Consider the following 12,372-nt stretch of genomic DNA (forward strand, 5'->3'; position numbering starts at 1 on the left):
CGCCCTCCACCGCCGTGCCACCACACCCGCACCCCGGGGCCGCCACGCGGCCGTGGCCTCCTCCCGTACGCCGGCCCCCCCGGCCGCGCCCCGCGCACGGCACGCCGCCCCGGCGGCGGTCCGCCTGCCGGCCCCGGCGCCGGACCCGGTCGCTCCCGCGTCCCCCTCCCCGCCCCGACTCGGCCGGTTTCTCGCCAGGGCCGCCGCCGTCACCGCGGGGCTGACCGTGGCCGGGGCGGTGCTCGGGCTGGTCCGGGACCAGACGATCGCGCACCTCTTCGGGGCGGGCGTCGAGAGCGACGCGTTCCTCATCGCCTGGACCGTTCCCGAGATGGCCTCCACGCTCCTCATCGAGGACGCGATGGCCCTGCTGCTCGTGCCCGCCTTCAGCCTCGCCCTCGCGCGGCGGGCGGCGGGCGCGGAAAAGGGCGCCGGCGATCCCGTACGGGAGCTGATGTCCGCCACCTTCCCGCGGCTGTTCGCCGTACTGACGTGCGTGGCCGGGGCGCTGCTGATCGGCGCGCCGGTCGTCGTGCGGGTCCTCGCGCCCGGGTTCGGCGATCCGCGGCTCGCCGTGGACTGCACCCGGCTGACCGCGCTGACCGTCCTCACCTTCGGCGTCACGGGCTACTTCAGCGCCGGCCTGCGCGCCCACGGCAGCTTCGTCCGCCCGGCGAGCGTCTACGCCGCCTACAACGTCGGCATCATCGGCACGACCCTCGCCCTGCACTCCGTGTGGGGCGTACGCGCGGCCGCCGCGGGCGTCGCCGTCGGCGGGCTGCTCATGGTCGCCGTCCAGCTCCCCGCCGTCGCCCGCCGCATGACGCTGCGCCCGCTCGTACGCCGGCCCCGGACGAAGCCGCCCCTCCTCGGCGCGGCGGTGCTCGCCCCGGTCGTGCTCTTCGCCCTCAGCCGGCAGTCCCAGGTCCTGGTCGAGCGCTTTCTCGCCGCCCCGCTCCCCGCCGGCGCGATCTCCCACCTCAACTACGCGCAGAAGGTCGCGCAGATGCCGATGGTGCTGTCGCTGATGGTGTGCACGGTGACGTTCCCCGTGGTCGCCACCGCCATCGCGGAGGGCGACCGGGAGCGCGCCCGCCGCCGGGTCGAGCAGGATCTCGCCCTGGCCGGGGCGACGGTGCTGCTCGGCACCGCGATCGTCGTCGGCTACGCGCCGCAGATCATCGAAGTGCTGTTCCAGCGCGGCGCGTTCGACGCACGGGACACCGCGACCACCGCCACCGTCATGCGGGTGTACGCGGCCGGGCTCCTCGGCCACTGCCTCGTCGGCGCGCTCGGCCGCCCGTTCTTCTCCTCCGGCCGGCCCACCTGGTTCCCGGCGGCCGCCATGGCCGCGGGACTCGCCGTCACCACCGCGGCCGGCGCGGCGGCCGTCGGCCCGTGGGGAGTGCACGGGATCGCGGCCGCCAACGCCGCCGGCATCAGCACCACCGCGCTCCTGCTGCTGCACGGCCTCGGGTCCCGGATCGTCGCCATCCAGGTGCGTTCCGTCGCCGTCCGCATCGGGCGGCTCGCGGCGGCCGCCGCCGTCGCGGCGGCCGCCGGGATGCTCGCCGGGCCGCTGATCGAGAGCCCGCCGCGGAGCCTGGCGGCCGGCTGCCTGCTCGTACCCGCCGTCTTCCTGCTCACCGCCCGTGCCCTGCACGCTCCCGAAGCCGTCCAGCTGCTGGCTCTCGCCCGACGGAGGTCGCGTCATGTCCACTGATACCGCGGCGCCACCTGTCGCCGGAGTGCTCGCCCCGCCGTGGATCTGGATGTACCACGCCGTGGGCGACCCCACCGACGACCCGTACGGCATCACCGTCGCGCCCGACCGGCTCGACCTGCACCTGGGCTGGCTGCGCGCGCGGGGGCTGCGGGGCGTCGGCGTGACCCGCCTGCTGCGCGCCCACGCCGACGGCCGGGCCGCCGGACTGGTGGGGCTGACCTTCGACGACGGCTACGCCGACTTCGCCGACGCCGCCCTCCCCGTCCTGCGCCGGCACGGCTGCTCGGCCACCCTGTTCGTGCTCCCCGGCCGCCTCGGCGGCAGCAACGACTGGGATCCGCGGGGGCCCCGGCGCCCGCTGCTCACCGCCCGGCAGATCCGTGCCGCGGCGGCCGCCGGCACGGAGATCGCCTCGCACGGGCTGCTCCACCGCGACCTGGCCGACTGCCCCGACGACGTCCTGCTCGCCGAGACGGCCCGCAGCCGCGAACTGCTGGGCGAGCTGACCGGCACGGCCCCGGCCGGGTTCTGCTACCCGTACGGCACCTTCGACCGGCGCGCCGCCGACGCCGTGCGCCGCGCCGGTTACGCGTACGCCTGCGCCATCACCCCCGGTGCGCAGGCCGGTTCGTACGCCCTGCCGCGCACCCACATCAGCAACGCCGACCGGGGCGCACGGCTGTGGGTGAAGCGGCTGCGGCACCGGGCGCGCCACCACTCGGCCCTGGCGCCCGTGCGCGTCGGCGGCGATGCCCGATGAGGGCCCTGCACATCATCACCGGCCTCGGCGTCGGCGGCGCGGAGCAGCAACTGCGCCTGCTGCTGCGGCATCTGCCCGCCGAGTGCGACGTGCTGACCCTGACCGAGCCCGGCCCGGTCGCCGAGGGGCTGCGCGCCGACGGAGTGCCGGTCGCCCATCTCGGGATGCGCGGCAACACGGACGTCACCGCTCTGCCGCGCCTGGTCCGCTTCATCCGGCGCGGCCGGTACGACCTGGTCCATACGCACCTCTACCGCGCCTGCGTCTACGGGCGGACCGCCGCGCGGCTGGCCGGGGTGCGGGCGGCCGTCGCCACCGAACACTCGCTGGGCGCCGACGAGATCGAGGGCCGGCCGCTCACGCCGGGAACCCGCGCCCTGTATCTCGCCACCGAACGCCTCGGCGCCGCGACCGTCGCCGTCTCCGACACCGTCGCCGGACGGCTGCGGGACTGGGGCGTACCCGGCGGGCGGGTCCATGTCGTGCCGAACGGCATCGACGCGACCCGGTTCCGCTTCGACCCGGCCGCCCGCCGGACCACCCGCGCCCGGCTGGGCGTCCCCCAGGGCGCGTTCACCGTGGGCGGCGTGGGCCGGCTCGTCCCCGGCAAACGCTTCGGTGTCCTGATCGAGGCGGTCGCCGCGCTGCCCGGGGCCCGGCTGCTGCTCGCGGGCGACGGCCCGGAGCGGGCGGCGCTGCGCGCCCTGGCGATCCGGCTCGGGGCCGCCGACCGGGTCCGGCTGCTCGGCGAGTGCGACCGGGACGGGGTCGCGGCCCTGCTGTCCGCCGTGGACGTCTTCGTGTCGGCCTCGCGCGACGAGGCGTTCGGGCTCGCCGTCGTGGAGGCGCTCGCCGCCGGGCTGCCCGTACTGCACAGCACCTGCCCCGCCGTCGACGACCTGCCGCCGGACGACGCGCCCGGCGCCACCCGGCTGCGCGACGGCGGCACGCCCGAACTCACCGCGGCCCTGCGCGCCCGACAGGCCGCGGGCACGCACCGGCTGCCGCCGCCCCGCGCCGTCGGCCACTACGACATCGCGCGCAGCGGACGTCTCCTCATGGACGTCTACGCGCACGCCCTCGACACCACGCGGCCGCCGGCCGTCCCCGTCCACCCCATCCGGAGCACACACCCATGACCGAGTCGCCCGCGCAGGACCCCGCCGCCCCCGGCCGGGTCCGCCGCCTCCTCGCCCACTCCCGTCGCCTGCCCGTCTGGTGGCCGCTGCCGCTGTGCGCCGTGCTCGGCACGGTCTGCGGCGCCTCCTACGGGCTGCTCAAGGCGCCCGAGTACGCGGCCACCACCTATGTCGTCGCCGTGCCCGCCAAGGACTCCGACCCGGCCGCGGCGCTCGGCTTCGCCCAGGCGTACGGCCGGATCGCGACCAGCGACTCGACCCTCTCGTACGCGCGGGTCGCGGCCGGCGTACCGGCCCGTGAACTGCGCACCCGGGTAGAGACCGAGACCTCGCCCGACTCGCCGATGATCGCGATCACCGGCACGTCGGCCGAGCCCGCGGAGGCCGCCGACATCGCCAACGCGGTCGCCGACGCCGTCTTCGTCAGCAGCAACCAGGTGTCCAAGGACACCGGCGTCTCACTGACCCTCTTCTCCCAGGCCATCCCCGCGGACGAGCCGGTGTCCCTGCCCGCCCCGCTGAGCGCCGCCGTCGGCGGCTGCGCCGGCGGGCTGCTCGGCGGGCTGGTGCTGCTCGTCCGGCCGCGCCGTACGGACGGCCCCGCCGGGGGCGGCGTACCCGCGCCCGCGCGGCACTCGGAACCGGCGGCCGAGCGGGAACTGGTGTGACGCCCCCGGCAAGGCGGGGCATGTCCGTCACACTGTGCCGCGACCCGGAGGCCTTCGCCGCCCTGGGCCCCGAGTGGGACCGGCTGCACGACAGCTGCGCCACCGCCACCCCGTTCCAGAGCCACGCCTGGCTCCACTCGTGGTGGCTGTCCTACGGGACGCGCGGCCGGCTGCGCGTCGTGCTCGCACGCCTGGACGGACGGCTGATCGGCGCCGCGCCGCTGATGCTGGCGCACGGCCCCATGCCGCTGCTCGTCCCGGTCGGCGGCGGCATCTCCGACTACGGCGACGTCCTCCTCGACGGTGCTCACCCGCGCACGGCCCTCGCCGCGCTGGAACGCGGCCTCGCCCGCGCCGCGCGCCACGCGGTGATCGACCTGCGCGAGGTACGGCCGGGCGCGGCGGCCCAGCGGCTCTACGAGACCTGGAGGGGCGCCCGCGCCCGCCTCGCCGACTCGGTCTGCATGGAGCTGCCGGCCGCCCCGGTCGAGGAGCTCGCCAGGCGGATGGCCACGGCACGGGCCCAGCGGGTGCGGGCCAAGCTGCGCAAGATCGACGCCCTGAAGATCGAGGCGCACCCCGTGCCGGAGCCCGAGGTGGCCGAGGCCGTGGCCCATCTGCTGCGACTGCACGAACTGCAGTGGCGTGGGCGCGGGGTCAACCCCGAGCACCTGCGGCCCCGGTTCGCCGCCCATCTGGTGCGCGCCACCCGCGCGATGGCGCGGCGCGGCGAGGCCGCGCTGACCGAGTACCGGATGGACGGGGAGGTCGTCGCGGCCGCGCTGACCCTGTCCTCCGCGCACCTGGCGGGCGGCTACCTGTACGGGGCGGACCCCAGGCTGCGGGAGCGGAAGGTCGACGTGGCGGCCATGCTGCTGCGGCACGACGCCCGGCAGGCCGCCGACGGGGGCCGCGGTGTGCTGAGCCTGCTGCGCGGGGCGGAGCCGTACAAGAACCACTGGCGCCCGGAGGCCGTCACCAACCAGCGGCTGCTGATGTCCGGCGCCGCGCTGGAGCCGCTGCTGCGGCTCCACGAGGCGCGCGCCCGGCTGCGCGACCGGGCCGCGGAGACCGTACGGGAGCGGTTGCCGGCGGCCGTCGAGTGGCGGACGCGGCTGCACGGGCGGCGGGCGGCCGCCGTGAGGTCCTGAAAGGCCCCGGGCGACCGCCCGCCGTACCGCTGTCGTCGTGCCGCTGTCGTGGGAACCGCTCGGTCTCAGAACCCCGGCACCCCCTCCGGCCAGGGGAACTTCACGCAGATCCGTCGGTCGCCGACCCACTGGGCGACCCAGTCGCCGAGGTCCGTGGGGACGCACCACTCGACGTCGTTCATCACCACCTCGCCGGGCGGCGTCGACGGGAGCGGCGCCGGCTCCTCGGGGGCGGGCTCCGCAGGGTCGGGTTCTGCCGGGTCGGGTTCGGCGGGGTCGGGCTGGGCCGGGTCCGGCGCTTCGGGGTCGGGCTGGGCCGGGTCGGGCGCCGCCGGGTCCGGCCGGACCGCGTTCGCAGACATCTTCGAGCGGAACACTTTCGAGGATTCCGGATTGTCCTCGCACTGCCACACCCCGTGCGGGCAGTAGTCTGTGATCGTCTGGTAGAGCGGCTGGTGACGGTCGATCCATTCGAGCATGCGGCGCATGTACTCGGGATTGTCGCCGTTCCGGAAAAGCCCCCACTCCGGATACGAGATCGCCTTGTTGTGCGCCGCGGCGAACTCGACCTGCGTCCGCAATCCGTACGGAGCATTCACCTGTTCGTCGAACGTCCCGCCCGGAGGCTGGTCGTACGAGTCCATTCCGATGATGTCCACCACGCCGTCGCCGGGATAGCACTCGGTCCAGGGAATGGCGTCCAGACCGCGATTCGGAGCGAAGTCGAATCGGAACTCCTGCCCCGGGACGGAACGCATGGCCGTGACGATGCGGTTCCAGTACGCCTTCCACGCCGCGGGGTCCGGAGCGCAACGGTGCGTGTACGTCGTGCCGTTCATCTCCCAGCCGAGGACGATCACCGTGTCGGTCGCGCCGAGCTCCACCAGGCGCGTGGCCAGGGTCCTGAAGTGCTTGTCGAAACTGCCGCCGGCCCCGGCGCGCAGCAGCGCCCGGACCGCCGCGTCGGGCAGCCGCGCCTCGTTGCGCTCCAGCATCGGGACGTTGAGCACGAACATCCGGTCGGCCGCCCCGCGCCGCCAGTCCGCCCACGGACGCAGGAAGTCGACCTGGCCCTCGATGTTGGCCCAGCGGTCGCCGGGGAGGTACGTGTGAGCGACCCTCAGCTCCCGGCCCCCCAGCCAGCGGGAGAGCTCGGCCATGCGCTCGATCCCGGGCGGCCCGTAATGGAGATACGCCCCGACGGCGACTGACGAGCCGTCGGGGCTTTCGGGACTGTCGCTCTCGTTGGGTGCCGCACCCGCCGTCCAGGTTCCGGACAGTGCGCCGGCGACCAGGAGACCGGCAGTGACCGTCCCGATGCCCGCGCGGATGAGATGGTGCCGTGGTGGCATGAATTCCTCCTCTGTACGGCCCGTTCAGGGATGTCTCGACCGTAGGCAGAAAGTCGTACGGATGGTCTGTCTGAGGAGACGTCAGTAGGCCATTAGCGAATAGGCGCGCTCCATTCAGAACCATCCAGGTGAAAGAAATGACTCGAATGCCGACCACCGGCCCTGACGTACCCGCCCTGGTGCTCCGGCTCGACCGGAACCCGTTCCACCACGGCACACTGGGCGCCGTCAGATCGCTGGGGCGGGCGGGTGTGGAGGTCCACGCCGTCGTCGAATCGGCCCGCAGCCCGGTGACCCGGTCCCGCTATCTGCACCGGGCCCATGTCCGGCCGCCGGGCGCCCTCGGCCCCGAGGCCTTCGTCGAGCTGCTGCTCGGCGTCTCGGAGCGGATCGGCAGGCGCGCCGTGCTGATCGCGATGGACGACCTCGGCGCCCTCAGCGTCGCCGCCCACGCGCCGCGCCTCGCCTCCCGTTTCGTCTTCCCCGAGCAGGCCGCCGACGCCACGGCCGCCCTCGCCGACAAGGAGGAACTGGTGCGGCTGTGCGCCACGGCGGGGATCGCGCACCCGGAGACGATCGTGCCCGCCAGCGCGGCGGAAGCGGCCGCGGCGGTACGGCGGCTCGGGCTGCCGCTGGTCGCCAAGTGGAGCCGACCGTGGCTGCTGGACCCGCGTACGGGGCTGCGCAGTACGACCCTGGTGACCTCGCACGCCGAGGCGCAGCGGCTGTTCCGGCGCAGCGGGGAGGCCGGCAGCCGGCTGCTGCTCCAGCGGCATCTGCCCGACGGTCCGCACTCCGACTGGTTCTTCCACGGATACTTCTCCCGCGCCTCGCTCTGTCTGCTCGGCGGCACCGGGCGCAAGGAACTCGCCTGGCCGCCGCGGGCCGGGCTGACCGCGATGGGCAGCTGGCAGCACAACGACGAGGTGCGCGGCGCGGCCCTGCGGCTGGTGGCGCGGTCCGGCTACCGGGGCGTCCTCGACCTGGACTTCCGGCGGGACCCGGCGGGCGGCGCGTACCGCCTCCTCGACGTCAACCCGCGGCCGGGCGCGCAGTTCCGGCTGTTCACCGACGAGGGCGGGCTCGACGTCGTGCGGTCCCTCTATCTGGACCTCACCGGCCGGCCGGTGCCGCGTGCCCCGGGCCGGCCGGGACGGGTCTTCGTCGCCGAGAACTACGCGCTGCTGTCACTGCTCGCCGGCCCCCGGCGGCCGCGGCGGGGACGGGCGGGCGCCGCCCGGCGCGGCGTCGAGACCGCCTGGTTCGCGCGCGACGACGTCCTGCCGTTCCTCGCCATGGCCGCCGCCTGGCTGCGGCGCGGCCTGGTCAAGGGCACCGACCGGGTGCGACCGCTGCCACGGCGGCGGCCCGCGCCGCCACCGGCCGCACCGAGGGCCGACACACAGGGAGCGAGAACCGCGTCATGTACGACTTGGCAGTGATCGGCGCCGGCCCGTACGGGCTGTCCGTCGCGGCTCACGCGGCCGCGGCCGGGATGAGCCTGCGGGTGTACGGCAGGACCATGGCGTCCTGGCGGGACCACATGCCCGAGGGCATGTTCCTGAAGTCCGAGCCCTGGGCCTCCGACCTGTCCGACCCCGGCGCCAAGTACCCCCTCGGCGACTACGCGGCGGTCCGCGGGTTCGAGGCGGTGCACGGCCGCCCGCTGCCGATCCGCACCTTCACCGATTACGGCATGTGGTTCGCGGAGCACGCCGCGCCGCCCGTCCACGAACAGACCGTCACCCGCGTGACCCCGGCCGCCGGCCGCTTCCGCGTGGAGACCGCGGAGGGCGACGGCATCGAGGCCCGTACCGTGGCACTCGCCGTGGGCCTCATGCCCTTCCGGCGCGTCCCGGGGGAGCTGGCGGCGCTGCCGCCCGAGCTCTGCTCGCACAGCAGCGGCGACCGGGACCCCGCCGGATTCGGCGACCTGGACGTCACCGTGATCGGCGCGGGCCAGGCGGCGCTGGAGACCGCGACGCTCCTCGCCGAGCACGGGGCGAGGCCCCAGCTCGTGGCCCGTACGGACACGCTCAGATGGAACACCGTGCCCGTGGCGCGGCGGCGGGGACGGCTGCGCGAGCTGCGCACCCCGCTCAGCGGGCTGGGCAGCGGCTGGTCCGCCTGGGCGTGGTCGCGGCTGCCCGGCACGGTCGGCCGGCTCCCGGCCGGCCTGCGCGAACGCCTCGCCGACGGCGCGCTGGGACCGGCCGGCGCGTGGTGGCTGCGCGAGCGCTACGAACAGCGGGTGCCCGAACTGCTCGGGCACAGCCTGCGCGGCGCGTCCGTGCGCCCGGACGGCCGGGTACGGCTGGAGCTGGGCACACCCGGCGGCGGCAGCCGCACCCTCGACACCGGCCATGTCGTCGCGGCGACCGGCTTCGCCCCCGACCTGGACCGGCTGACCCTGCTCGACCCCGGCGTCAGACAGGCGCTCAGGAGGACAGGCACCAGCCGGGCGCCGGCGCTGAGCCCCGGCTTCGAGTCCAGCTGCCCCGGCCTGTTCTTCTCCGGCCTGCTGTCCGCCCCGTCGTTCGGTCCCGCCATGCGATTCGTGTACGGCACGGCCTTCGCCGCCGAGCGGCTCGTCGACGGGGTGCAACGGCGGCTGCGCCGGTGACGGGCCGGGCGCCTCAGACCGCGTGCCGGTCGTAGAGCCAGCCCCGCCGGAAATGTGTGGACGCGGACCGTCCGGCCGTCTCCCCCTGCGGGGGAGGCGGGGAGGGGAAGACGCTCAGCCGGGTCCACTCCCCGTCCGGCCGGCCCGGCATGGTCCGGCCCGCGGCCGCCCACTCGCGTGCCAACTGGTCGTAGATGGGGCTGCCGCCGGGAGGCGCGGCCGCCGGGTCCGTGCTCGTCTGGACGCGCTGCCACCGGGCGGGCGCGGAGATTCCTGCCATACGAACGCCAACGCGCGCCGGGGGCCGGAAGTCACTGCCGGGCGCCGACGGTGGGGGACGGGAGGAACGGCCTTTCGAGCCGGTCGCCCGCAGCGGTGAGATTCACCCGTACGGCATGGGGCGCGGCGTACCCGGTCGACCGTCGCCGAACCGAAAATACGCATGAACGGGGCGGCGGAAAAGGGGATCGATGCGACACAAGGCGACCGCACTGCTGCCGGTGCTTCTCCTGGGCCTCACCGCGTGCCAGAGCACGACGGCCGGCCCGGAGCCGGTGCCCGGTCCGCACGGCACGGCCCGCGCGGCCGCCGCACCGGCCGGATTCGGGGATGCCGCCGACATCGGCGGCGCCCGGTTCGGCGAACATCTGCGGATCACCCCGCACGGCCTCGTCGACCCCGCCGTGGCCGTCGAGGCCACCTCGCGGCCGGCGGCCGGCCACCGGTGGGTCGGCGTCGAGGTCACCCTCGCCAACATCGGCGGCGCCGCACACGCCTCCCCGCTGACCGAGGCATGGGTCGTCGACGACCGGGGCCGGCGGTACCCGGCCGTCAGCGCCGGGGAGATCACCACCGGCCTGCCCCTGGCAGTGGACGAGGCGCTCCCGGTCGGCGAACACCGGGCGGGCTGGCTGGCCTTCGAGCTGCCGTACGACACCCGCGCCGTACGGCTGCACTGCACGGTCGGCGCCGACGAGCGCAGCTGGCGCCTCTGAAGAGGTCCGGCGCGAGGCCGCCGCGCACACGCGGGGACAGTTTGCGCCCCGGTTCCCCCGTCCAGGTGAACGAGGCGCGGCGGCGGGCCGGCCCGCCACTAGGGTGCCGAGCCATGACCACTGCGAACACCCCTCAATCCGCCGCGAACCGGGGCCGGTTGGGCACGCTGTCCCTCCTCGCCTGGACCGGCGACCCCGCTCAGGGGCACGACACCCCCTACCTGCTCACCTACTCCCTCGGCGACGGCAGCGAAGGACCCGAGGCGGGGGAGCAGGCCGCGCTGGCGATGATCGAAGAGCTCGGACTCACCGTCGGCGACGAGATGCACGACCACACCCGAGACGGGGCGCACCCGATCCAGCTGCTGGTCGAGGGCGGCCAGGCCGTCGTCACCATGCCGTATCTGAACGCCCAGTGCCCCGCGCCGCGCGAGTGGCTGGCGGCGGCGGACAAGCGCGGCCACGTGCACTTCATGATCGCCAGCCGCCCGTGGCCGGAGGGCCGGCCGGGCGAGCCCGTCTCCGACGAGGCGTTCCAGTCCTTCCTCGGCGACGAGACCACGCTCACCAGCTCCGCCCACGTCCTGCTGCCGGTGTCACAGCTGCGCCGCTGAGCCGTCAGGGGCCTTCGAAGGCGAAGCGCAACGACCGGACCCGGTTGTCGAAGCTGGAGTCCACCAGGCCCGGCGGGCCCACCGCCCGAAGGCCCCTGGGCCTGGTGAGCAGTTCATGGAACAGGGCCTTCATCTCCTGTCGCGCCAGGTGCGCGCCCAGGCAGTAGTGCGGCCCGCCGCCGCCGTACCCCAGATGCGGATTGGGGGCGCGGGTGATGTCGAAGACGTCCGGGTCCTCGAAGACGGCCTCGTCGCGGTTGGCAGACGCGTAGAACAGCACCACCTTCTCGCCGGGGACGAAGACACGGCCGCCGAGCTCGCACTCGGCGGCCACCGTGCGGCGGAACTGGATGATCGGGGTCGAATGGCGGACGATCTCCTCCACCGCCCCGTCCGCGTACGCGTCGAAGTCGGCCTCCAGCAGCGCCCGCTGCTCCGGATGCCCACTCAGCAGTGACAGCCCGTGGGCGATCGCGTTGCGCGTCGTCTCGACGCCCGCGACCAGCAGCAGGGAGAAGAACGCGCCCAACTGCCGGGAGTTCAGCGCCTGCCCGTCCACGTCCGCGCACACCAGGGCCGAGATGAGGTCGGCCCTGGGGCTGCGGCGCCGCTCCCGGGCCAGACGTGCCATCACCAGCTGCAGATGGGCCAGGGCCCGCAGCCCGCGTCCCGGCATCCGCAGCCGGGCCCGCAGCCCGCGGTCCACGCCCACGTTCTCGGAGGCGGCGTCGATCCGGGCCGCGATCTCGGCCCGGTCGTCGCCGGGGACGCCCATCAGGTCGCAGATCACCTCGAACGGCATCCGCGAGGCGACCGAGGGGACGAAGTCCTCCGGCCGGCGCTCCAGCATCTCGTCCACGATGCGCCGGGCGACCTCGCGCACGTTCTCCTCTGCCGCGGCCAGCAGCCGCGGGGTGAAGGAACGCGCCACGATCCGCCGCAGACCGGCGTGTTCGTCGCCGTCCATGTTGACCATGGAGTTCCCGAAGACCGCCTTCGCCCAGCCGGCCGGCTCCGGGGTCGTGACGCCCGGCGCGCTGGTGAAGTCGCGCGGTCGCCGGCTCGCCTCCGCCACATCGGCGTGCCGGACCAGCGCGTAGAACCCCGGCCGCTGCCCGCACAGCACGGGGGCGTCGCGTCGGCGCAGTTCGGCGAAGGCCGCGAGCCGGGCCGGGCGCGGCAGCCGCCAGAACGACGGGTCGGACGGATCGGGGGCGGGCGTCTGCGCGGCGGACCGGCCGGGAATCTCCGTGACCACGGCAACCTCCAGGTGTTCAAAGGCACATGCTGGCCCATGGGGGCGTCAGCCTTCGTCCCGACATTGCTGCGGACGGGGGAAATCTG

Annotated in this window: 12 protein-coding genes; 9 read left to right on the forward strand and 3 right to left on the reverse strand. The window is 75.2% G+C overall.

The features are described from left to right. Positions 1 to 52: 52 nt before the first annotated feature. The 5 genes from murJ to ACFYOP_RS13980 are packed head-to-tail and all read left to right on the forward strand — an operon-like array spanning position 53 to position 5,444. Complete coding sequence (gene murJ, locus ACFYOP_RS13960; RefSeq protein ID WP_388451616.1) at positions 53 to 1,723, forward strand: murein biosynthesis integral membrane protein MurJ; 1,671 nt, start codon at positions 53 to 55, stop codon at positions 1,721 to 1,723. Next, positions 1,713 to 2,486, forward strand: coding sequence for a polysaccharide deacetylase family protein (locus tag ACFYOP_RS13965; protein WP_356897202.1), 774 nt, complete (start codon positions 1,713 to 1,715; stop codon positions 2,484 to 2,486). The genes murJ and ACFYOP_RS13965 overlap by 11 nt, the downstream gene beginning before the upstream one ends. After that, positions 2,483 to 3,625, forward strand: coding sequence for a glycosyltransferase (locus ACFYOP_RS13970; RefSeq protein ID WP_356897204.1), 1,143 nt, complete (start codon positions 2,483 to 2,485; stop codon positions 3,623 to 3,625). Before ACFYOP_RS13965 ends, ACFYOP_RS13970 begins: the two co-directional genes overlap by 4 nt. Next, positions 3,622 to 4,293, forward strand: coding sequence for a lipopolysaccharide biosynthesis protein (locus ACFYOP_RS13975; protein WP_356897206.1), 672 nt, complete (start codon positions 3,622 to 3,624; stop codon positions 4,291 to 4,293). The genes ACFYOP_RS13970 and ACFYOP_RS13975 overlap by 4 nt, the downstream gene beginning before the upstream one ends. Beyond that, on the forward strand, positions 4,290 to 5,444 hold the full coding sequence (locus ACFYOP_RS13980; RefSeq protein WP_388451522.1) for a GNAT family N-acetyltransferase: 1,155 nt from the start codon (positions 4,290 to 4,292) through the stop codon (positions 5,442 to 5,444). Before ACFYOP_RS13975 ends, ACFYOP_RS13980 begins: the two co-directional genes overlap by 4 nt. Before the next feature lie 65 nt (positions 5,445 to 5,509). Here ACFYOP_RS13980 and ACFYOP_RS13985 read toward each other — a convergent pair whose 3' ends face one another. Continuing rightward, positions 5,510 to 6,796, reverse strand: a complete 1,287-nt coding sequence (locus tag ACFYOP_RS13985; protein ID WP_356897210.1) for a glycosyl hydrolase — start codon at positions 6,794 to 6,796, stop codon at positions 5,510 to 5,512. A gap of 137 nt (positions 6,797 to 6,933) precedes the next feature. On the opposite strand from ACFYOP_RS13985, the gene ACFYOP_RS13990 reads away from it, so the two are divergent. After that, positions 6,934 to 8,238: an ATP-grasp domain-containing protein gene (locus tag ACFYOP_RS13990; protein WP_356897212.1), complete on the forward strand. Its 1,305-nt coding sequence runs from the start codon at positions 6,934 to 6,936 to the stop codon at positions 8,236 to 8,238. After that, complete coding sequence (locus ACFYOP_RS13995) at positions 8,220 to 9,419, forward strand: NAD(P)-binding domain-containing protein (protein WP_356897214.1); 1,200 nt, start codon at positions 8,220 to 8,222, stop codon at positions 9,417 to 9,419. The genes ACFYOP_RS13990 and ACFYOP_RS13995 overlap by 19 nt, the downstream gene beginning before the upstream one ends. Positions 9,420 to 9,432: 13 nt before the next feature. Here the strand turns inward: ACFYOP_RS13995 and ACFYOP_RS14000 are convergent, their stop codons facing one another. Continuing rightward, a complete protein-coding gene (locus tag ACFYOP_RS14000; RefSeq protein WP_356897216.1) occupies positions 9,433 to 9,699 on the reverse strand; it encodes a hypothetical protein in 267 nt (88 codons plus the stop codon). Positions 9,700 to 9,889: 190 nt separating this feature from the next. Between ACFYOP_RS14000 and ACFYOP_RS14005 the strand changes: the two genes are divergently transcribed. Together ACFYOP_RS14005 and ACFYOP_RS14010 are read left to right on the forward strand one after the other, a co-directional pair. Further along, positions 9,890 to 10,414: a DUF4352 domain-containing protein gene (locus ACFYOP_RS14005; RefSeq protein WP_356897218.1), complete on the forward strand. Its 525-nt coding sequence runs from the start codon at positions 9,890 to 9,892 to the stop codon at positions 10,412 to 10,414. 113 nt (positions 10,415 to 10,527) lie between these two features. After that, positions 10,528 to 11,028 carry a DUF5949 family protein gene (locus ACFYOP_RS14010; protein ID WP_356897220.1) on the forward strand — a complete coding sequence of 167 codons (501 nt, stop codon included), beginning with the start codon at positions 10,528 to 10,530 and terminating at the stop codon, positions 11,026 to 11,028. A gap of 4 nt (positions 11,029 to 11,032) precedes the next feature. On the opposite strand, the gene ACFYOP_RS14015 is transcribed toward ACFYOP_RS14010, so the two are convergent. Next, on the reverse strand, positions 11,033 to 12,286 hold the full coding sequence (locus tag ACFYOP_RS14015; RefSeq protein WP_356897222.1) for a cytochrome P450: 1,254 nt from the start codon (positions 12,284 to 12,286) through the stop codon (positions 11,033 to 11,035). Between the last annotated feature and the right edge of the window lie 86 nt (positions 12,287 to 12,372).

It is taken from the genome of Streptomyces sp. NPDC006294, from assembly GCF_042870895.1.
GTDB lineage: Bacteria > Actinomycetota > Actinomycetes > Streptomycetales > Streptomycetaceae > Streptomyces.

Coding starts and splice junctions, on each gene's coding strand:
- ACFYOP_RS13990 (WP_356897212.1), top strand. CDS start 6,934: ATGACTCGAATGCCGACCACCGGCCCTGACGTACCCGCCCTGGTGCTC.
- ACFYOP_RS14000 (WP_356897216.1), bottom strand. CDS start 9,699: ATGGCAGGAATCTCCGCGCCCGCCCGGTGGCAGCGCGTCCAGACGAGC.
- ACFYOP_RS13970 (WP_356897204.1), top strand. CDS start 2,483: ATGAGGGCCCTGCACATCATCACCGGCCTCGGCGTCGGCGGCGCGGAG.
- ACFYOP_RS14005 (WP_356897218.1), top strand. CDS start 9,890: ATGCGACACAAGGCGACCGCACTGCTGCCGGTGCTTCTCCTGGGCCTC.
- ACFYOP_RS13985 (WP_356897210.1), bottom strand. CDS start 6,796: ATGCCACCACGGCACCATCTCATCCGCGCGGGCATCGGGACGGTCACT.
- ACFYOP_RS13975 (WP_356897206.1), top strand. CDS start 3,622: ATGACCGAGTCGCCCGCGCAGGACCCCGCCGCCCCCGGCCGGGTCCGC.
- ACFYOP_RS13995 (WP_356897214.1), top strand. CDS start 8,220: ATGTACGACTTGGCAGTGATCGGCGCCGGCCCGTACGGGCTGTCCGTC.
- ACFYOP_RS14010 (WP_356897220.1), top strand. CDS start 10,528: ATGACCACTGCGAACACCCCTCAATCCGCCGCGAACCGGGGCCGGTTG.
- ACFYOP_RS13965 (WP_356897202.1), top strand. CDS start 1,713: ATGTCCACTGATACCGCGGCGCCACCTGTCGCCGGAGTGCTCGCCCCG.